Origin of the sequence: Tissierella creatinophila DSM 6911, assembly GCF_001940565.1 — a bacterium.
Classification (GTDB): domain Bacteria; phylum Bacillota; class Clostridia; order Tissierellales; family Tissierellaceae; genus Tissierella_A; species Tissierella_A creatinophila.
This window is the reverse complement of the sequence record NZ_LTDM01000011.1, coordinates 193279-214888: the sequence shown is the minus strand read 5'-3', so window position 1 is coordinate 214888 and position 21610 is coordinate 193279. Positions and strand designations below refer to the sequence as shown.

Sequence of the window (21610 nt, the reverse complement as noted above, 5' to 3'; positions counted from 1 at the left end):
ATTACACCTCATTTGAAAGTTTAATGAAAGCATTTAGTTTTTCAAGTGCTTTTCCATTGTCAATTATATTTTCTATTTCATAAACTGCATCTTGTAGTGTCAAACCTTCTTTTGCAAGATAGAGTGCAGCTGCAGAATTTAAAACAATTGTATCTCGTTTTGGTCCCTTTACACCATTTAAGATATCAAGTGTAATTTTAGCATTTTCCTTAGGATTACCGCCTAGAAGATCTTCTTTTTTACAGAGCTTAAAGCCTAAATCTTCAGGATTTATAGTATATGTTTTAAACCAACCATCTCTTATTTCACAAACCTTTGTTGGGGCACTCATTGAAATCTCATCGAGCCCATCTTTTCCATATACAACCATAGCTTTCTTAACTCCAAGTCTTAAAAGTACTTCTGCAAGTGGTTCAACAAGCATTTCATCATAAACACCCATAAGCTGCATACTTGCTCCTGCTGGATTTGAAAGTGGCCCTAATATATTGAAGATAGTGCGGATTGCAAGTTCTTTTCTCACCGGTGCAACATACTTCATTGCCAAGTGATACTTTTGTGCGAATAAAAAACATAGACCAATTTTATCTAGTATTTCTTTACTCCTTTTAGCTGAAATTGAAATGTTAACCCCTAGTGCTTCTAATACATCGGCTGCACCACATTTGCTTGAAGCAGCCCTATTACCATGTTTTGCAACTAATACATCCGCCGCTGCAACAACTATAGCCGTTGTTGTAGAGATATTGAAAGAATTTGATTTATCTCCGCCTGTACCTACTATTTCTAATACATCTAGATCATGTAAGAGTTTGACTGCATGATTTCTCATGCCCTTTGCCGAGGCTGTAATTTCATCTATTGTTTCACCTTTCATTGAAAGGGCAACTAGATAAGCACCTATTTGAAGATCTGGAACACACCCGCTCATTATCTCATCCATAACAGCTTCTGCCATTTCATAAGTCATATCTTCTTTATTTGTAAGTTTTATAATAGCTTCTTTAATCATGTTATACCTCCTCCAATGCTTCTACGACTGCTCTAGCCTTATTTATACATTCTTCATATTCTTTTTTTGGAATTGAGTCTTTTACAATTCCAGCTCCCGATCGAACGAAAACTTTTCCATTCTTTTTAAAGGCAAGTCTTATTGAGATACAAGTATCCATATTTCCGCTAAAGTCAATATAGCCAATAGCACCGCCATAAATTCCACGTCTATTGTTTTCTAATCTATTGATTATCTCGCATGCTTTGAGTTTTGGAGCGCCTGAAAGTGTACCAGCAGGTAAAACAGCATCTATAGCATCAAGTGCATCTTTATCTCCTCTTATTGTGCCTTGAACAGTTGATCCTATATGCATTACATGTGAAAATCGTTCGATTGACATATACTTAGCTACCTTTAAACTGCTAGGTTCGCTTATCTTTCCTAGATCATAGAGTCCAAGATCTACCAGCATATTGTGTTCTGAGCACTCCTTTTGATCACCTAAAAGTTCAATTTCCAGTTCCTTATCTTCCTCTGGTGTTTTTCCTCGCCTTTTTGTTCCAGCTAAAGGGAAAGTTGAAATCTTCTTATTCTCGAGCTTTACTAGCGTCTCTGGAGAGGCTCCAGCTATCTCTATATCACTGCTTGAAAAATAAAACATATAAGGTGATGGATTTTCTTTTCTAAGAGTACAGTAAGTATTAAAAAGACTTCCCGTGTACTTTGCAGACAATCTATTTGATAAAACTACCTGAGATATATCTCCATCTAATATACTTTGTTTTGCATTTTCAACCATCTTAGAGTATCTAGTTTCATCAAATAGTGGAGTCAACGGTTCTAGTAGTTTTCCTTTTTCTTCGTTTACAAATTCTCCATTTATCACAAGGTTTTCTAACTGCTTTAAATCTAAGATTCCTTTATTATAATTAGACTTTAAATCATCAGTTTTTATATTTACAATAAATACGATCTTTTGTTCAAGATTATCAATCGCTATAAGCTTGTCAAAGAGCATTAGATCAACATCGTTAAATCCTTCTTCGTCCATAGTATCTGACACTGTGTTAGGTTCACTATAATTGATAAACTCATATGAGAAGTAACCAACAAGACCTCCTGTAAAAGTAGGCAAAGAAGAAATTTGAGGACTTTTGTTTTCTTCGATAATTTGCCGTATATATTCATGTGGACTTTTATCTTCAAATGTTAAACTAGTACCTGAGTTGATTTTAACAGTTCTATCTTTACAGGTGATTTCTAGTTTTGGATCAAAACCTAAAAAGGTATAACGCCCCCAAGTTTTATCATATCTAGCTGACTCTAAAATAAATACATTGCGACTGATGTTCTTTAGTACTTTATAGATATCAGTTGCATCTTTTTTCGCATCTATAGAATAACTAATAGGGATAGTTTTAAAGTCATCTGTTTTTAAAATTGTTTCTGCTTCTTGGATTGTTGGATAAAAGTTCATGTTTTTTCTTCCTTTCTTTTTAAAGAAACAAAAAAACTCGCCCCAAGCAGTTTAATCTGCTAAGGACGAGTCAATATACCCGTGGTACCACCTTAATTTATGGCAAAGCCATAATCTCTGCGAAATACTAACATATTCCCGACTACTAACGTAAGTCATAACGTCACAAGATACTCGATTGTAAAGACAATCTTTCAATGTGCCCTCAACGGTCCATTTAACAAGCAGTAACTACTTGGTTCTCACCATCCCAAGTTCTCTTTAAGCTCTTTTCTTGTTTTTATCTCCGTATCAATAGTTTAGAGTTTTTTTATTATTCATAATTGTATCACTATAATAGAATTTGTCAATAGTAAATTTCAACAAATAAAAAAAGTTTTCTATCATACACCATTAATTGACTTTATATAAGAATAACCATATAATAAAAACAAGTTTAAGGGGGAATAAAAAATGGGAAATGTGAATGTAAGCTTACAAGTTTTACCAGTTGTTCCAGATGAATGTATTTATGATGTTGTAGATAAAGTTATTGAACACATTGAAAAATCAGGAGTTAAATATGAAGTTGGACCGATGGAGACAACAATGGAAGGTGAAATAGATATTCTTTTAAAAATAGTTAAAGATGCTCAAGAAATTTGTATAAAAGAAGGGGCAACTAGAGTAGTATCTATAGTTAAGATTGATTATAAATCAGAGGGCGTAACAATGGATGAAAAAGTTGGTAAATATAGATAATTAAGGAAATATGAATGTTTTTACTATAATGGAGGATAGAATTTATGAAGGATTTAAAATTTATAAATAAAATTATAGATGAAAAAAAAGATATGATCTTGGATGTTAGCCATAAGATATGGGAGTTTGCAGAACTACCTTATGAAGAAGTAAAGTCCGCAGATCTTTTATGTGAAGTATTAGAAAATGAAGGTTTTACTATAAATAAAGGTGTAGCTGATATACCAACTGCATTTACTGCATCGTTTGGAAGTGGAAGTCCTGTAGTAGGGTTTCTTGGGGAATATGATGCGCTTGATACCCTTAGCCAAGAGGGAGGAAAAACAGTAAAGAGTCCAGTTAAAGAAGGTGCGCCTGGTCATGGATGTGGTCACAATGCTCTAGGAGCTGGATCTTTAGGAGCAGCCATTGCAATAAAAGAGTACTTTAAGCAAAATAAAAAACAAGGTAGAGTAATTTATTTTGGTTGTCCTGGAGAAGAAGGAGCAGGCTCAAAGCAGTTTATGGCTAGAGCTGGTGTTTTTGATGGGGTGGATTTTGTATATACATGGCATCCTGCAAGTAAAAATGAAATACCATCTAATAGGTCAGTGGCTATTATGGGTGCAAACTTTGAGTTCAATGGAATAACATCTCATGCTGGGAGTGCGCCTCACTTAGGTCGTAGTGCATTAGATGCAGCTGAGCTTATGAGTGTTGGAGTCAATTATCTAAGAGAACATATGATAGATCAGGCTCGTATTCACTATGCATATGTAGATGCAGGAGGAGTGGCTCCAAATGTGGTTCAAGATCACAGCTTAGTAAAATATGAAGTGCGTTCTCCAAATGTTAAAGGAGTAAATGAATTATTTGAAAGAGTCGTAAATGTTGCTCGCGGTGCAGCGCTAATGACAGGTACACAAATGGAGTATGAAATAACTATGGCATTTTCTGATTATATCCCCAACAGTGCGTTAGCAAAAGTTGCAGATGAGGCTCTACAAGATGTGGGAGCACCTTTATGGGACGAAGAGGACTATTCTCTTGCAAGAGAGTATTTACTTTCCTATAATGAAAATACTCTAGATGAAATAAAAGAAGAGATAGCAGAGATATATGGAGAAGATCAAATAGAAGAAAGACTTTATAAGCCACTTGATCCAATAGTTCACCCATATGATAGCAAAAATACCTCTTATGAATCTGGCTCTACAGATGTAGGGGATGTCTGCTATACTGTACCGACTCTAAACCTTCACATAGCAACTGTATGTATTGGCAATGTAGGACATACTTGGCAAACTACAGGTCAAGGAAATAGTAGTATTACTGATAAGGGCTTGATTACAGCTGCTAAAGCTATGGCACTTTCAGCAATAAGGACTATGGATAGACCAGAGATAATAGAAAAGGCAAAGAAAATTGTTTTAAAACAAAATGGAGGAAGTTACAAATGTCCTCTACCAGACTCAGTTAAACCACCTATAGGAAAATATTAAAGTGTATAATTGTAGTTCTATCTAAGCTAAATATGAATATAAATATTATAAGAAAGTGTCAATACACAAGAAATAGAAGTCTTAAATCTTTTTAAAAAGAAATTAAGACTTCTATTTTATACATATGGATTTTATAAGCTTTATCTTACTCTTTTTAATAAATTTCAAATACTACTATAATTTTATTATTATTATCCGATATATATAATTGACTATTAATTTTACATATAAGGAGATGTTGAAAGTGGAAAAAGAGATGGTAAGAGAGGAAAAAGTGAAAAATAAGGTAAAGTTCAATAAAAGTTCAATTAAGATTAAACTTTTAATTATACCCATAATTCTAGTAATAATATCTATTGTGACGATAAGTATGATTTCCAACTATATGTCTAAGAATAGCTTGCTAGACCAAATGAATAAAAATGGAGAATTTGTATTGAGGGAAGTAGTAGGAAGAATAGAGGATAATTCAAAATCTTTAGAGGTTATAAATAACTCGCTGGAAAACGATATCATACAAGCTACTAAGTCTATGAGAAGACTAGGAGATGGAGTAAGCAATGAAAAGATGACTCAGTTAGCAGAGGATTTAGGAGCTAATCAGCTGAATTTCTGGGATGAGAATGGAGTTATAATATATTCAAATATTCCAGAGAATATAGGTTATGATCCAGCTGGAGAGAAAGACCACCCAATGAGCAAATTTATAAATAGTGATGAGACTGAATTGATGGAGGGTATTAGACACGATACCGTAAGTGATGTCTATATTAAATATGGGGCTATAAAGAACACTGATGGTACTCTCCTTCAGGCGGGAATAAATGCTGATCATATCAATGAATTAACAGAGCAATTTAGCTACCAAAGGCTTATGGAAGAGCTGGTATTAGATGAAGAAATCGTATATACAACTTTTATAGATAAAAATTTAGTAGCAATTGCAGATAGTAATCCTGAGGATATAGGAACAGATTTTTCAAAAGATGAAGCAATTATATCGGCAGTTACAGAAGGGGTTCCATATTCATCAGAATATGAATTTGGAAAAGATAAAATAAAGGTCTATGATATTGTATATCCAGTAGTTATAGACGGGGAAAATATTGGAGCTATTAATATGGGTCTTTCTATGGAAGCTGTTAATTCATCCATTTTTAAAAACTTATATACTATTGCCTTTGCAGGGCTTATAACTATTTCACTTCTTGGATTCATACTATTTTCAACTTCTAATTATGCTGTTAAAACTATAAATAAGTTAAAACAATTAATGAATTATATGGCTTTAGGAGATTTTAGAGAAGATGTACCAGTGGATATCATGGAAAAGCAAGATGAATTTGGAGAGATAGCAAAATCAGTAAATACTATGCAACAAGCAATAAGAGAGATGATTAAAAATGTATTAGATAAATCGCATATGGTTGCTGCCCATTCAGAAGAGCTTACTGCAACAACACATGAATCTGAAAAGGCATCTGATGAAGTATCTAAGGTTATCCAAGAAATAGCAGTTGGGGCAAGTGAACAGGCGATAGATACTGAACAAGGTGTTGCCACTGCAGAAGAACTTGGAGATGTAGTGCTTAAAAATACAAAACATATAAAAACTCTAAATGAATCAACTAAAAAAGTAAACTATCTTAAAGATGAAGGATTAGAACTGATAAAAGATTTAGTTGAAAAGACAAATATAAATATTAAGTCCTCAATAGAAGTACAAGAAGTTATAAAGGATACTAACTTGAGTACAGAAAAAATAGTAATTGCAAGTGAAATGATTAAAAGCATAGCAGATCAAACCAATCTACTAGCTTTAAACGCCGCCATAGAAGCTGCAAGAGCAGGGGAAGCAGGTAGAGGTTTTGCTGTTGTGGCAGATGAAATAAGAAAGCTTGCAGAAGAGTCCAATAGATTTACTGAAGAAATTGGAGTGATAATTAAGGAACTTAAAGCAAAAACATCCAGTGCAGTTCAAACTATGGAAGAAGTTGGAGAAGTTGTAAAGTCGCAAGAAACAAGTGTAGAGTTGACAAGTAGCAAATTTGATGGAATAGCACATGCTCTAGATGAAATGGAGCATGCTATAGATGAAGTAAATAGTTCAAGTGATGAAATGATAAATCAAAAGGAAAAGATAAAAGAGGTAATGGAACATCTCGTAGCAATCTCAGAAGAAAATGCAGCAGGTGCCCAAGAGGCTTCTGCATCTGTAGAAGAGCAAAATGCAGCTATGACTGAAATCTCAGGTGCGAGTGATGAGTTATCAAGGATTGCTGAAGAGCTTAATTTTATGATAGGAAAGTTTAAAGTTTAAAAAACAAGTTTTAAAATTGACTATATTAGAAAATAATATAGTCAATTTTATTGTCGTTTCTCCTACTACATGGTACGATATATTTAAAGAGAAATCACAAGAAAGAGAGGTGGAAATTCTATGGTTTTTACAGATTTAATACCACTTATAGCTTTTGTTGCAATAATGCTTTTAGTTATTAAAAAAGGTGGAAGACCTTGAGGTAAATAGGTATATCATTCAGGATTGAATGAAAATATAGATACAAAAGGAGTAGATATAATGGACGATAACTTAACTGACTTAAAGATTCATTTTGATTCAATAGTAGTAGATACTCACAATGATACGATGATGAAAGTTATAGATGAAGAAACTTTTTTACCAAAGATAGATATTGGTGAAAACACAGAAAATCATATAGATATTCCAAAGCTTAAAAAGGGTGGAATAAATGCTTGTTTTTTTGCAGCTTTTACAGATGGATATTATAACAATCTAGAGAGAAGTATAAGCAGAACGCTAGGAATTATAAATGCACTCTATTTTACAGAAAAGAAAAATAGCGATACTTTTAAAATATCAAGTACTTTAGAAGAAATCAAAGATACTGTAAATAAAGGTAAAATAGCAGCTGTTCCAACAATTGAAGGGGGCTATTCCTTTGATAAAGACAATACAAAAGAACTAATCAAACAATATCATGATTTAGGTGTTAAAGTCATAGCTTTTACTTGGAACTATTCAAATGAACTAGGCGAAGGTGCAAGTAGAATTTACAACGATCCCGATGAGACCCCTTCAAGAGAGGGACTTACAAATCTTGGGAAAGAACTTGTTCTAGAGATGAACAACCTTGGAATGGTAATAGATGTTTCCCATATGAGTGAAAAAAGTTTTTGGGATACTATAGAAGTTACAAAATCACCTATAATAGCTTCACACTCAGGAGTGTATTCTTTAAGAGAACATCCTAGAAATTTAAAAGATGATCAGTTAAAGGCTATAGCTAAAAATGGTGGAACAGTGGGAATGGTACTAAGTGAAGCTTTTCTTACATACAATCCTCCTTCATACATGAAAGACTTTATAGATCAAATTGACTATATAGTAGATTTGATAGGAATAGACTATGTAGGACTTGGATCTGACTTTGATGGTACTAAAATACCAGTAGATATGAAAGACAGTTCGGAAATGTATAAGATTACTGAAGAACTAATCAAAAGAGGATATAAGAAAGAAGATATAGAAAAGATTTTAGGCAAAAATATGCTAAGAGTCTTAAAGGATGTAGAAGAAAATGCAGAACCTACAGATAGTAAAAAAGATAAAGATTTAAATATAATCCCAGACTTTAATATGGGAGAAAAAATAAAGAATCCTAAACTGTTTACTTGTAGAGTAGAAGGTTTAAATAAAGTGGAAATAGATGAAGAAAAGTCTAAGATAATAGTTGATGGGATAGTTTATAAGGGCAAGTATAATAAAGAAGACTCTACATTTAGTTTAAAGATAGAAGAGCCATTAAGAGAAAACTTCCATGCAGCTACGTTTGAAATAGTTTATAATGAAGATAAATGCAAGAGGGAAACAAGGATATTTTATATTAATGATTGATGGAGTGAATTTTGAAGTCTTGAGTCTATTTTGATTCTTTAAGAATTTATAAATATATAGTATACTTATATTATAATCATTTTCAGTTACGCAGTATAAGTAGATATGAAAATACAAAATTTAAGTTGGGAGGTATTTGATATGATGTATCCTTATATTACATTAGCAGATGAGACCGAAATTACTCACTCTCATATAATTGAAGAAAATGATGTAAAGAAAGTAGAAGTTCACTTTGAGCGGCCAACAGAACATGGATTTGATACAGCAAGGTGTATTTTGCCTAATTATACTTGGATAAAAATAGAAGGTTATACTGATGAAGAAATTGAAAACTTCAATGAAATGCTTAGACATAATACACATCTTCTATATAAATATGCCTCAATAGGGGGTATTCAAATTGCCTAACCCAAATGCTACTAAAATTTGGTTAACTGCTTCAGGTGGTTGTATCTTAGCTAATAATTCAAGCAGGATACCAACAAAAGAATTAAATAATATTTTAGAAATAATAGCAGCACAATACTTTTTAATATGTAAGGAATGGAAGGAACATTTTAAAACAAATGAAATTAAATTCTATTGTTAAAGTAATTTCATAATGTAACAAAATTGAGATTAGCTTTATATCCTAGCAGCAGAATATGCAGTAGGAGCTTTATTAAATCAGAATTTGATATGCAACCGAGATAATGACACAGAAGGTGGATTCTCCTGTTAAAGCTTATTGGCAAATTAGGAAGGATAATTTTACAAGATTAACAAAATCACCAAGATAGGGCTGATTATGGTAAAGGCTTGATAAAAGAACTCTCAAAAGAATTGACAAAACAGTTTGTAAGAGGCTTTTCTAGGTCGAATTTGCAAAATATGAGGAATCTTTATCTAGCCTATCCAAAAAGCCAGACACTGTCTGGCAAATTGAGCTGGTCTCATTACTGTAGTTAATGATGAAATAGATAATCCCCCTATTGGAATAATCCTATGCACCGATAAGGATAATGTAGCGGCAGAATATGCATTAGGAGGTCTATCAAATAAGATATTTGCTTCTAAATATACACTTTATATTCCAGATAAGGAAAGATTAATTAGAGAAGTAGAGTCTGTTGTAGAAGAATGGCATGAAGAACAATAATTTGGTGTGAATAAAGCGATAAGGGGAATAAGGAGAAGGTATCTATTTGATTTACAATGCCACAGGAACAGGGAAAACTATGGTAGCAGCTTTTGACTATATAGTTATAGATGAGTCTCATCATGCCTAGGCATCATCATATCTTGAAATGTAAATGCTACAATTAAAATGTACAATTAGTGGCAAATACAAATGTAGGTGCAAGAAATGATACACACAAAAATAAAGTAATCAGTTTACATAATCTTTTAATTTTCATAACAATCTCATTTCTATTACTATCTTAGGAATGGTTAATCTTTTTACAATCTACCTACCTGTATATTTCAAAACAAATCACAAATATCTTATTATAATTCATATCTTCTAAAATAATTGAAAAAACAGAGAATTAATGTATAATACAACTATATCTTTTTTTAAAAATTACAACATTAGGAGAATTAAAATGAAAAAAGAAAGTCGTATATTTTTTATTTTTTTTGTAGTCATTTACTTTATTATATTTGCAAAAGGCATTGATTTGATTTTCAGGAATACACTAAGCCTATTTACAGATTTAATGGCGCTAGTTAGTTACTTTATAGCAATAATTACAAGTTTAATATTAGCAGATTTTACAATCAAAAAAATAAAAAAGAATTAAAATTTATGGAAATATTACCCAAAATGAGTGGGTTATATATTTTATAGTAAAAAGTTATGAGTTTTACTTAAATATAATTGAGTAAAACTAAATATTAAAAGGAGTTGTAAAAGTGTATTTAATTTTATTTACGATGGTTTATTGTGTAGTAACACAAATTTTAAATTTAAAGTTTACAATTGCTTTAGGAATTTATTTAATAGGATTAAGTGCGATAAAAGGAGTTCTGAGTAAAGAGGTCTTAGATGTTTTTAATTTTAGAAAAACTAGCCATTTGTACGAAAAGTTTGGGTTTAAAGATTCTTTAATGGAACTAATGTCTTTAATACTAGTTTTTTTTAATGCTTATTTATTGGATTATGAACCATTCACTCCATTCGGATTTATTTTGATGGTTTTTATTATTTTGATTGTATTTCGATTTTTGTTTTGGGGTATAACACTAACATTTAAGAATCTTTCAATAGAAAGTAGTAGTGACAAATAAAGATAAAGAAAGAAGTATATATTTAGATTATGAACATATCAGATTTTAAATAGTTGTTGAGTTTGTCTTAATGTCAAATATGACAAACTGAATAAAACAGTTATAACAATTGATATAACTAGGGTAGAATATGATTTTAATTCTGTTCTAGTTTATCTACATAGCTTCAACTTGTCATAAATCCTTTTTCACAATATTTATGAGAAACTATTATAGGAACAAAAAAAGGATGACAATGTACTCTTCTTAGATTGAGTCGACAACTTTCACGAAACCTATCATGCAGTAAAATCTAAAGGAGAGGTTCTGGTTCCTTTGGTAAACAGCCTGGGTCTCCACTAATAAAAATAGAACAGCTAAAAGAAGATAGCAATGACATAGAAAGTGATATGGAAGAGGTGTTAAGCGATAAATTAAAAGGATCAAATGGCGTATACAGATATAAACTTGAGAGATATGCACCGCAACTTGATAAGTATACCTAAAAATACCAACTATAAAATCCCTGCTCTATAACCATATTAAAATATAATAAACACAAAAAGATGTAACAAATAATATCAAGTTTAAATATAATAATAGCAGAGTTTTAAATAGAGATGGAGGGGATTTTTTGTTGTTTTTTAAAAATTTTGTATTAGAAAGATTATGTGAATTTAGGGTAATGGAAAGTATACCAGGTAAAATAAAACTTAAATCAAATGCACCAGAAAGTGTATATGAACAAGTAGCACCTTATGATAGAGAATTAAAAAAGGCTATCTCATTTTTAGATGAAGTAGAAGAAGTAGATGTCAATTATGAAATGGGAACTATCCTAATTGAGTATGATGCTAGAAGAACAAATGAAAGAAGAATCATAGATTGGATAGATACTATAGTAAAGATAGGTTTAGAAAATAAAGAAGAAATAAGCAAATATTCATCTACAGATATAGAGTATCTAGAAGAATTACTAGAACAACAACTAAAAGAGCAGATAGGAAAATTTTAGATTATAGAATAAGAAATGCTAAATTTAAAACAAATGAATGGAAAAGCAATTTGTATTTTGACTGCCTTAAAAATGGGCAGTCATTTTTATTTGCTCTATGCAACTTATCTATTGCTTTTCCATTCATTAATAGATAAAATAATAAAATGGTTTCAATTTGAAAGGGGTATCAAAATGAGTATATTAACAGTAACAGATTTAAGTCATAGTTATGGCGGTAGAGAAATATTAAAAAATGTTTCCTTTAGATTATTAAAAGGAGAACATGTTGGACTAATAGGGGCAAATGGTGAAGGTAAGTCTTCATTTATGAATATAATAACAGGTAAATTAGAGCCAGATGAAGGGCAGATCGAATGGGCTAAGAGGGTAAGAGTGGGATACTTAGATCAGCATACTGTGCTCCAAAAGGGCTTAACTATAAGAGATATTCTTAGAGATGCATTTAAATATCTCTTTGATTTAGAACAAGAGATGCAAGAAATTTATATGAAAATGGGAGATGTAGATGAAGTTGAACTAAATAGTTTACTTGAAGAAGTAGGCACAATCCAAGATTTGCTTGATCACAATGACTTTTATGTAGTGGATTCTAAGATTGAAGAGATTGCCAAGGGGCTTGGCTTAGATGAAATAGGACTAGATAGAGATGTTCATGATTTAAGCGGTGGACAAAGGACAAAAGTTCTTCTTGCAAAGCTACTACTTGAAAAACCTGATATTCTTATGCTTGATGAGCCTACTAACTATTTAGATGAAGAACATATAATATGGTTAAAGAGATATTTACAGGAATATGAAAATGCATTTTTACTTATATCACACGATATTCCTTTTTTAAATAGTGTAATCAATCTTATCTATCATGTTGAAGATAAAGAACTTAGTCGCTATGTTGGAGATTATGATGAGTTTGTAAAGATATATGAGGCCAAAAAACTTCAGGTAGAAGCAGCATATAAAAGACAACAACAAGAAATTTCTGATCTAGAAGATTTTGTTGCTAGAAATAAAGCGAGAGTTGCCACTAGAAATATGGCTATGTCTAGACAAAAGAAACTAGATAAGATGGACATAATAGAATTGACTCGTGAAAAACCAAAACCGCAGTTTAACTTTAAAGAAGGTAGGACAGCTGGTAAACTAATATTTGAAACTGAAGATTTGGTAATTGGTTATGATGAAGCTCTATCAAAACCCCTTAATCTAAGAATGGAAAGAGGAGAGAGGATAGCTTTAACTGGACCAAATGGACTAGGAAAGACTACTCTGATAAAGTCGGTACTTGGGCTTATAGAACCTTTTTCTGGTAAAGTAAATTTAGGAGATAATCTAGAGATAGGATATTTTGAACAAGAGATAAAAGAAAAGAATAATAACTCTTGTATAGAAGAGTTATGGACAGAATTTCCAGGATGGCAACAGTATGAAATTAGAGCAGCACTTGCAAAGTGTGGTCTTACTACAAATCATATCGAGTCTAAGGTTATGGTTTTAAGCGGTGGAGAGCAGGCAAAGGTTAGACTTTGTAAGATTTTAAATAGACAGACCAATATCCTTATACTAGATGAGCCTACAAATCATTTAGATGTGGATGCAAAAGAAGAGCTTAAAAGAGCTTTAAAAACTTATAAAGGCGGAATACTAATTATATCTCACGAACCTGAATTCTATAGAGATGTAGCCACTAAAATATGGAATTGTGAAGAGTGGTCTACTAAAATATTTTAAAAGAGGTGGGTAAAATGTGCACAACTATAGGTTTTAAATATAAAGAAGGATTTGTCTTTGGGAGAACACTTGAAATTGGAATAAAGATGGATAATAAGATACTATATGTTCCAGCTGGTAAAGAAGATTTTATAGAGGCAAAGGGACTTAAATTTCCCTCTAAATATGCTACGATAGGTACTAGCTTTTTTGATATAACATCATTTGGTGATGGTATAAATGAAATGGGACTTATGGGCTCTAATAACTTTCTTCCAGGATATGCAAGCTTTTCAAAGCATCCAGTCATTGGAAGGATAAGTATGACAATCTCTAATGCTTTTGATTATTTACTAACTAGATGTAAAGATGTAGATGAAGTAAGAGAGAGGGCAGAGAAGATTGTAATTTTAAATCATGGAGAGGATGAAGAAGATAAATCAACCAGTTCACATTTCTTTTTTATGGATGCTAATGGCAAGGGAATTGTATTAGAACCTCAAGAAGGAACATTAATAGCACATGATAATCCATATGGAGTCCTAACAAATTCTCCAGAATTCCCTTGGCATGTTACGAATTTAAAGAACTATATTAATTTAAGACCTCAAAATACTGAAAAAGGAAATTTCAATGGAGAAACCCTTTCAAAGCTGGGGGAGGGAACTGGGATGATAGGACTTCCTGGAGACTTTACTCCTCCATCTAGATTTGTAAGGGCGGCTTATTTTGTATCAAATACTCCTAAAGCTTTAGATAGAACATCAGCTATATTACAAGGTTTTCGTATATTATCACAATTTGATATACCAACTGGTTCTGTAATCGATCCGATAGAAAACCACGCAGATGAAACACTTTATACTTCCATTATGGATACTAAAAAATGTGCTTATTTTATAAAGTGTCATGACAATATAAGTATACAACCCTTTTATTTAGATGACTATAAAGATGCAAAAGATATAAAGACCATTAAGCTTAGAAAGGTAATGGACCTATAAAACTTAAGGAGAAAAACATGGACAAGATTCTGATAGGAGTTTTTTATTCTATACTGGCAGGTACTATTATTGCTACGCAAAATGTATTTTCTACGAGAATTAGTGAAAAGGTAGGTATGTGGGAAACCACAGCAGTTATCCATTTAATTGGGCTTATTTTTGCTATAATAATGGCATATATTCTTGGTGATGGCAGCTATAAAAGTGTTTTAGATGTTAATAAATTATATTTATTTGCAGGGGCTATAGGTGTTATTATAATCTTTAGTGTTACGATGGGAGTTTCAACACTAGGAGCTTCATTTGCCATATCTCTTATGGTTATATCTCAACTATCTTTTGCAGCTGTTATTGATACATTTGGGCTATTTGGAAGTGATAAGATTCCCTTTAGTCTTACAAAATTAATGGGAATAATAATTATGGTTATTGGAGTTATTGTTTTTAAATGGAAAGGTTAGAGAGTAAAAAGGTTGTCTTAGATTTTAAGACAACCTTTACTTATTTTAAATTACGACAACTTTTTTGTGATCTCACTAGCGTAAGTTATTAAGTCTTTTATAACATCTTCTTTAATCAATTCAAATTTTATAGTAGAGCTTGTAACACTTATAGTTCCTATTATCTCGTTTTTAAAAAATATTGGAGTCCCAGCGGAGACAGCACCGTATTCTACTTCTTCATATTCTAAAGAATATCCAGTTTTTCTTATTTTATCTAAGTTTTCTAACAGAGTTTCTCTATCTGTAATGGTATTTTCTGTATAGCGGGTAAACTCTAAACCATCAATGATTTTCATAGAATCCTCTTTATCTAAATAAGCAAGCATCAATTTCCCAGAGGCAGTAGCGTTTAAAGGAAGTGCTCTACCTACTATAGAACTAAGTGTGTAGTATGAGGTATCTGAACTGAGTTTATCTAAACAATAAACTTTTTCAGATTCAAATATATTTAAATGAGTTGTTAAATCGTATTTATGAGTTAACTTTTCTATATATTTGGCCGCTATATTTTTAATATTAAGTTTTTCTGAAGCTAAGCTACTTTTTATCAAGAGCCTAATACCCAAGGAATATTTACTTGTCTCAGAATCCTGTGTAAGATAATCATTAAAATATAGAGTATTTACAATACCGTATACGGTACTTTTATGTAAATTTACCTTTTTAGTGATTTCAGCTAAAGATAGTTCAGGATTATTATCATCAAAACAATCGAGTATGTCTATAGCTCTTTGGATGGATTGAATTAAATTACTTTTTGCAACATTTTTTTTCATTGAAGTCTGCTCCTTAAATCATATTTCTGCTTAAATATATTGTAATTAAAAACACATAATATAGCAAATAAAATTGTAGAAAAAAATTTTTAAAAATTGCTTGACACGGGTAAAGTAAAAATATATAATTATAATACGGCAATACGATATGGCGTGCGACAATGTAGAACGAAAGGAAGAGAGACAATGAAAAACAAACCTATTTGTTATGTACCAGGTAGAGAAATTCCAGAAGTGTTTAGTGGCGTTTCAAGTTTCTTAGGACTACCTGTGATAAAGACAAAAGAAGATTTAGAAAAAAGTGATATTGTAATAATGGGTGTACCTTGGGAAGGTGTCAATACAAACGGACCTTTTACAAGTGTTGAAATGGCTACTAAAACTATAAGAAAAGCTTCTGTAAGATATGGCGGATATCTTCCAGAGTATGATATTGATATATTTGATCATTTCTCAGGGGGAGACTATGGAGATGTTGCAATAAAAAATGGAGATTATGATTTTTCATTTAAAAGCATTAGAGAAGGGTACAAGAAAATTTTAGATGCAAACAAATTTCCAGTTGTATTTGGTGGAGATCATTCTATTTCTTATCCTTTAATAAGTGAATTTGCAAAAAAATATAATGGTAAAATCGGCGTTATACACTTTGATGCTCATATGGACAATATGGAAACTTATGGAGAGGAAAAGTATGCTAGATGTTCTCCATTTCACAGACTATATGAAGATGAAAATGTAAATCCTAAAAACATGGTTCATTTTGGTATAAGAGGACCAAGGAACAATCCAGATGGAATAAAAACAGCTAAGAAATTTGGTGCTCATGTTATAACTGGAATGGAAATTAAGCTAAATGGAGTATTAGAATCAATTAAAAAAGCTATTGAAATTGCAAGTGATGGAACAGATGCAATCTATGTAACTGTTTGCTCAGACATACTCGATGTAGCAAATAATCCAGGAGGGCCACCAGATCCATGTGGACTTACAAGTTTTGAACTTGCCATGGCATTGCATGAATGTGGAAAGGCAAAATGCGAAGCCTTTGACTTTGTAGAAATATATCCTCCACAAGATCCACAAAACGTTTCATCCCATGTTGCATCATGGATGACAATCTATTTATTATCAGGAGTAACAAAGAGAAAATTTAATCTGTAAAGAAAACTTGTAGCTAGAGTTATCTAGATAACTCTAGCTACAAAACTATTTATTATCAGAATTTAAAATCAGAAAAATTGGAGGAAAAGCTATGGAACAAAACAACAAAATGATTAAGAGAAAATATACGTGGAAAGATAAATTAAAAGCCATAGGTCCAGGTGCGATGATAACTGCATCCTTTATAGGTCCTGGAACAGTAACAACGGCAACTCGTGCAGGAGCAGGTTATGGATATGGTTTATTATGGACTGTATTATTTTCAATTATTGCAACGATTATACTCCAAGAGATGTCTGCAAAGCTTGGAATAATAACTAGAAGTGGACTTGGGGAAGCTATTGTTAGACAATTTGATGACCCTTTTGTTAAAAAAATAAGCATATTACTTGTTGGTGGAGCTATAACTCTTGGGTGTGCATCATATATCTCTGGAGACTTATCTGGAACGGCTCTTGGACTTTCAACAATTATAGGAATTAAATCAAATTTTATGGGGCCATTCATTGGTATAATAGTATTTTTTATGGTATATAAAGGCTCACCAAAATTTCTAGAAAAATTCTTAACTGCATTAGTTGTAGTAATGGCAGTTGTATTTTTTACTACAATGATTGTAGCAAAGCCAGATTTCAGTGAAATATTTTCAGGACTTGTACCGAGAATACCAAAGGGAGGTTTAATATATGTAATATCCCTTATAGGAACTACAGTTGTACCTTATAATTTCTTTATCCATGCTACAACAGCAAGGCAAACTTGGTCTTCCCCAGATGAATTAGAATTATCTAAATGGGATACATATGTATCTATATCCTTAGGTGGACTTATTACAGCTGCAATTCTAATTACTTCAGCTACCTTTATGAGAGGGGTAACAGTTAACTCAGCTGCAGATATGGCAATTCAATTAGAGCCTTTACTTGGATCTTGGGCAAAACTATTTATGGGTATAGGACTCTTTGCAGCAGGACTATCTTCTGCAATAGCAACTCCTCTTGGAGCATCATATACTTTGGCTGGGCTTTTAGGCTGGAAATATGATAATAGTGATAAGAGATTTAAAGCTGTAAATTTAGGAATTGTAGCAATTGGTGCTATAGTATCAGGATTGGGATTAAATCCTTTAACAGTAATACTTGTTGCACAAGCATTAAATGGAATAGTTTTACCGGTAATTGCAATTTACTTAGTTTATATAACATCAAGTAAAAAGCAACTGGGCAAATATAAAAATTCCCCTATACAAAAATGGTTAGGTGTAGCTGTAGCCACAATAACCATAGCACTAGGCGGAAACTCTTTAATAGATGCGATTAAATCTTTTATACAAATGTTTTAATTATATCCTGCTAATAAGATATTCGAATCATCTTATTGGCAGGATATTTTTATGATTTTATGAATTGTGATATAATGAATTTGCCCACTTTCCTTGATAAGTTAAAACTACATATTAGGAAAGCTTTAAAAACTTATTATAAAAAATAAAATTTACTGGAAGGAAGATATATATGAAAATAGGACTTGTTGCAGCTTTAATAAAAGATAATGATGTAGATCATCAATTATCAGTTATAGAGAGCTATCTAAAGAAGAACAAAGATTGTGAACTACTATGTTTTGGAGAAAGCTTTTTACAAGGATTTGATGCGCTTACCTGGGATTATGAAATAGATAAGAATATAGGACTAGATTTAAATAGTTCTGTGATAGGAATAGTAAAAGATTTAGCTAAGAAATATAGATGTGCACTATCATTTGGTTTTGTAGAAAAATATAAAGAAGATTTATATTGTACAAATCTAGTTATAGATAAAGATGGAAATATTGTGGATGTATTTAGAAGAGTATCAGAAGGTTGGAAGGTAACTAAAACTACTAGTCAATATAAAGAAGGAGATGGTTTTCATTCATTTGTACTAGATGGAATAAAGTTTTCAACGGCTATCTGTGGAGATCTTTGGTATGATGAAAATGTGGATGAGATGAATAGAGTTAATAAAGATATAATCCTTTGGCCTATGTATATAGATTTTTCTAAGAAGCGATGGGAGATTTCTGAAGAAGAACAATATATAGAAAGATCTTTTAAACTTGGTGTCCCAGCTTTAATGTATAATAGCTATAAAGAAGATCCAAAAGGTGCTAATGGCGGATGCTATGTGTTTAAAGATGGAGAATTAGTAGATTCATTAGAGATGGGTATTGAAGGCGTTTTAGAAGTAGATACTGATAAATTATTGCATCAAAACTAATAGATTAGAGTAGTATTAAAACTACTATAGAAGAGAATTAATATTAAGCATATCCAACTAAAGAGATATTTTAAATAATTATTAGGAGCTAATATGTCTATACCATATAGCTCCTATTTTTAATGAAAGGATTAATTGGAATTCTCTTTGTTTAAACAATTAGAGCAGGTTCCTATAAGAAGATGATGATAATCATCTATAATAGTGCCTTCTAGTTCTTTTGGAAGATTTATATTTATTTCCATTGTAATATCATAAATCTTAGAGCAAGTATCACATTTGAAATGACCATGACTTGATCTTACTAGTTCATATCTCATCTTGTTATCATGTAAATTAACAGATCTAACCAAACCTTTCTCAATAAATAATTTTAAGGAGTTATAAACTGTTGTCTTAGAAAGGGTGGGAAAAAGTTTTACTAAATCTATAAAAATTTCATCTACAGTAGGATGAATTTTATCTTTTGCTAAATAATCATATATTTTTATTCTAGTATAGGAGGGAGCAATCTCCTTATCTTTCAATATTTTAGTAATCTGTTCTTGAGTATTTATCATATCTACACCTCTCTATAAAAGTATTTATGGTAACTATTGACAAAAGTAGATTAATGAGCTATTATAATTGTAATGGATATAATATTGTAATCATTACATTTTTGTATCTAATATATATTATTATAATATATATTAGTCTATTAGTAAAGAAAATGTAATATATAAAATTATAGGAGGTAATTTTATGGAAGAAGATATTAAAATTGGTTGTGCAAGACCTGTATCACACAAAGAAAATGAAGAAAAAATAGTAGAAGAAGTAGTCGAAAAAAAGGAGGAAGTTCAAATGATAAGAGTAGGTAAACCGGCACCTTTATTTGAGGCGCAAGCATATAAAGATGGTAAGTTTATAAATGTAAAACTAGAGGATTATAAAGGTAAATGGGTAGTACTATGTTTTTATCCAGGAGATTTTACTTTTGTCTGAGCTACTGAAGTTTCAGCAGTTGCTGAAAAGTATGAAGATTTTCAAAAACTAGGAGTAGAAGTATTATCTGTTAGTGTAGATAGTGTGTTCGTTCACAAGATGTGGAACGATCAGGAACTTTCTAAGATGGTAAATAAAGATATTCCTTTTGCAATGTTATCAGATTCAAGTGGTGCAATAGGAACTCAGTATGGAGTTTATGATGAAGATGCTGGAGTAGAAAACAGAGGTAGATTTATAATAGATCCAGATGGTATAGTTCAAGCCTATGAAGTACTTACTCCACCAGTTGGAAGAAAACTATCAGAAACCTTAAGACAGGTTCAAGCATTCCAATTGGTTAGAGAAACTAAAGGCAACGAAGTTGCACCAGCAGGCTGGAAACCAGGTAAGAAAACATTAAAGCCAGGTCCAGACTTAGTAGGAAATGTATGGAAAGAGTGGAAAGTTAGTGAGGCTTTTGAAGACTAGTATAATTTGAATTAAAATTGTAAATTTGTTTGAAGATAAAGGTGCATCATAGTTAAATCCTATGATGCACCTTTAAAAAATTGATAATTTAGCTATAGAAACCATCTTTTTTCTCCTTGAGAATTTTTAACTCTTTGGGTGTTGATTTTCTACCCAAATCTTTATTTTGATAAGGATATCGGCCGAACTCTTCTAAAACTTCTCTATGAAGCTTTTCAAAATACATTAATTTTTCATCACCAAGTTCTTCATAATACTTATTTGCCCAGTCGTGAAGTTCTAAAGATTCAGAGTGCATAAAGGGTAAAAGTATAAAGTTTTTCTCAGCACTGGATAAATTATCATAATCTGGATGTCTGATAACTTCCTGAGCTAGTGCTATAGCCATTTTATCTTGAGTATATGTTCTTATATCATTTCTCCAAAGATTTCTCGAAAATTGATCTAGCACGATAATTTCTGCAAGTCTACCTTTTATTGTATCTCTCCAATTGACTAAAAGTCCTTCAGAGCCCTTTTTCCAGGTTTCTAAAAATCTCTTGCGAATCTTTTCATCAAATTCTTTATCTTCAGCAAAGTGAAGAGGTATATGATCAGGGTGAAACCAAAAGTCTAAAACATCTTTATAACTTATATTAGCCATTTAATCACTCCTTTATTAAATTAGTAGTAAATAGTAGTGCTAACCATATACCCAATAATTATAGATAGACAAAGATATTTGAAACTTTTTTAAATCTAATATTAAAAACTTAATCTGGAAGTAAAAAATTTAAAAATTTAAAAAAATTAAGCAATATATAAATTAATTTGTTCTTATCCTTTTTTTGGGGGTATATAAATATAGAGAGAAAGTA

The 21610-nt window shown here is 31.5% G+C and carries 23 protein-coding genes and 1 other annotated feature; of the genes, 18 read left to right on the top strand and 5 right to left on the bottom strand.

What is annotated here, in order from left to right; translation table 11 throughout:
* Position 1: 1 nt before the first annotated feature.
* Both trpD and TICRE_RS04755 read right to left on the bottom strand, forming a co-directional pair.
* Positions 2-1012, bottom strand: coding sequence for an anthranilate phosphoribosyltransferase (gene trpD, locus TICRE_RS04760; RefSeq protein WP_075725669.1), 1011 nt, complete (start codon positions 1010-1012; stop codon positions 2-4).
* A gap of 1 nt (position 1013) precedes the next feature.
* Positions 1014-2471, bottom strand: coding sequence for an anthranilate synthase component I family protein (locus TICRE_RS04755; RefSeq protein ID WP_075725667.1), 1458 nt, complete (start codon positions 2469-2471; stop codon positions 1014-1016).
* A 58-nt stretch (positions 2472-2529) separates the two neighbouring features.
* Positions 2530-2775: a binding site (T-box leader), on the bottom strand.
* A gap of 149 nt (positions 2776-2924) precedes the next feature.
* Here TICRE_RS04755 and TICRE_RS04750 point away from each other — a divergent pair.
* From TICRE_RS04750 to TICRE_RS04685, 14 genes are all read left to right on the top strand, one after another.
* The gene (locus TICRE_RS04750; RefSeq protein WP_075725665.1) at positions 2925-3212 is read left to right on the top strand and encodes a thiamine-binding protein; all 288 of its coding nucleotides are present in this window, start codon (positions 2925-2927) and stop codon (positions 3210-3212) included.
* 44 nt (positions 3213-3256) lie between these two features.
* Positions 3257-4693, top strand: a complete 1437-nt coding sequence (locus TICRE_RS04745) for an amidohydrolase (RefSeq protein WP_075725663.1) — start codon at positions 3257-3259, stop codon at positions 4691-4693.
* Positions 4694-4937: 244 nt separating this feature from the next.
* Positions 4938-7013 (top strand): methyl-accepting chemotaxis protein, encoded by a 2076-nt coding sequence (locus TICRE_RS04740; protein WP_158016427.1) that lies wholly within the window; start codon positions 4938-4940, stop codon positions 7011-7013.
* Positions 7014-7238: 225 nt separating this feature from the next.
* Positions 7239-8612: a dipeptidase gene (locus TICRE_RS04735; protein ID WP_084191845.1), complete on the top strand. Its 1374-nt coding sequence runs from the start codon at positions 7239-7241 to the stop codon at positions 8610-8612.
* 141 nt (positions 8613-8753) lie between these two features.
* Positions 8754-9023 (top strand): hypothetical protein, encoded by a 270-nt coding sequence (locus TICRE_RS04730; protein ID WP_075725661.1) that lies wholly within the window; start codon positions 8754-8756, stop codon positions 9021-9023.
* On the top strand, positions 9016-9204 hold the full coding sequence (locus TICRE_RS04725) for a DUF4160 domain-containing protein (protein ID WP_143583056.1): 189 nt from the start codon (positions 9016-9018) through the stop codon (positions 9202-9204). The genes TICRE_RS04730 and TICRE_RS04725 overlap by 8 nt, the downstream gene beginning before the upstream one ends.
* Positions 9205-9413: 209 nt before the next feature.
* A complete protein-coding gene (locus tag TICRE_RS13880) occupies positions 9414-9563 on the top strand; it encodes a DUF1016 N-terminal domain-containing protein (RefSeq protein WP_332881339.1) in 150 nt (49 codons plus the stop codon).
* A complete protein-coding gene (locus TICRE_RS13875; RefSeq protein WP_332881340.1) occupies positions 9550-9753 on the top strand; it encodes a PDDEXK nuclease domain-containing protein in 204 nt (67 codons plus the stop codon). Before TICRE_RS13880 ends, TICRE_RS13875 begins: the two co-directional genes overlap by 14 nt.
* A 448-nt stretch (positions 9754-10201) precedes the next feature.
* Positions 10202-10399, top strand: coding sequence for a hypothetical protein (locus tag TICRE_RS04710; protein ID WP_075725659.1), 198 nt, complete (start codon positions 10202-10204; stop codon positions 10397-10399).
* Between the two features lie 112 nt (positions 10400-10511).
* Positions 10512-10886 (top strand): hypothetical protein, encoded by a 375-nt coding sequence (locus TICRE_RS04705; protein WP_075725657.1) that lies wholly within the window; start codon positions 10512-10514, stop codon positions 10884-10886.
* Positions 10887-11499: 613 nt separating this feature from the next.
* Positions 11500-11880, top strand: coding sequence for a heavy-metal-associated domain-containing protein (locus TICRE_RS04700; RefSeq protein WP_143583054.1), 381 nt, complete (start codon positions 11500-11502; stop codon positions 11878-11880).
* 174 nt (positions 11881-12054) lie between these two features.
* Positions 12055-13611 carry an ABC-F family ATP-binding cassette domain-containing protein gene (locus TICRE_RS04695; RefSeq protein WP_075725653.1) on the top strand — a complete coding sequence of 519 codons (1557 nt, stop codon included), beginning with the start codon at positions 12055-12057 and terminating at the stop codon, positions 13609-13611.
* Positions 13612-13625: 14 nt separating this feature from the next.
* Complete coding sequence (locus TICRE_RS04690) at positions 13626-14594, top strand: linear amide C-N hydrolase (RefSeq protein ID WP_075725651.1); 969 nt, start codon at positions 13626-13628, stop codon at positions 14592-14594.
* Between the two features lie 17 nt (positions 14595-14611).
* Positions 14612-15055: a DMT family transporter gene (locus TICRE_RS04685; RefSeq protein WP_198927482.1), complete on the top strand. Its 444-nt coding sequence runs from the start codon at positions 14612-14614 to the stop codon at positions 15053-15055.
* A gap of 50 nt (positions 15056-15105) precedes the next feature.
* Here TICRE_RS04685 and TICRE_RS04680 read toward each other — a convergent pair whose 3' ends face one another.
* Complete coding sequence (locus TICRE_RS04680; protein WP_075725649.1) at positions 15106-15873, bottom strand: IclR family transcriptional regulator; 768 nt, start codon at positions 15871-15873, stop codon at positions 15106-15108.
* 186 nt (positions 15874-16059) lie between these two features.
* On the opposite strand from TICRE_RS04680, the gene TICRE_RS04675 reads away from it, so the two are divergent.
* The 3 genes from TICRE_RS04675 (at position 16060) to TICRE_RS04665 (ending at position 19295) form a co-directional block, all read left to right on the top strand.
* On the top strand, positions 16060-17037 hold the full coding sequence (locus TICRE_RS04675) for an agmatinase family protein (RefSeq protein WP_075725647.1): 978 nt from the start codon (positions 16060-16062) through the stop codon (positions 17035-17037).
* 91 nt (positions 17038-17128) lie between these two features.
* Positions 17129-18379, top strand: coding sequence for an Nramp family divalent metal transporter (locus tag TICRE_RS04670; protein ID WP_075725645.1), 1251 nt, complete (start codon positions 17129-17131; stop codon positions 18377-18379).
* 172 nt (positions 18380-18551) lie between these two features.
* Complete coding sequence (locus TICRE_RS04665; RefSeq protein WP_075725643.1) at positions 18552-19295, top strand: carbon-nitrogen hydrolase family protein; 744 nt, start codon at positions 18552-18554, stop codon at positions 19293-19295.
* Between the two features lie 131 nt (positions 19296-19426).
* Here TICRE_RS04665 and TICRE_RS04660 read toward each other — a convergent pair whose 3' ends face one another.
* Positions 19427-19855 carry a Fur family transcriptional regulator gene (locus TICRE_RS04660; protein WP_075725641.1) on the bottom strand — a complete coding sequence of 143 codons (429 nt, stop codon included), beginning with the start codon at positions 19853-19855 and terminating at the stop codon, positions 19427-19429.
* Between the two features lie 184 nt (positions 19856-20039).
* Between TICRE_RS04660 and prxU the strand changes: the two genes are divergently transcribed.
* The gene (gene prxU / locus TICRE_RS04655) at positions 20040-20753 is read left to right on the top strand and encodes a thioredoxin-dependent peroxiredoxin (RefSeq protein WP_084191843.1); all 714 of its coding nucleotides are present in this window, start codon (positions 20040-20042) and stop codon (positions 20751-20753) included.
* An 88-nt stretch (positions 20754-20841) separates the two neighbouring features.
* Here prxU and TICRE_RS04650 read toward each other — a convergent pair whose 3' ends face one another.
* Positions 20842-21396, bottom strand: coding sequence for a DUF924 family protein (locus tag TICRE_RS04650; RefSeq protein WP_084191841.1), 555 nt, complete (start codon positions 21394-21396; stop codon positions 20842-20844).
* Positions 21397-21610: the final 214 nt, after the last annotated feature.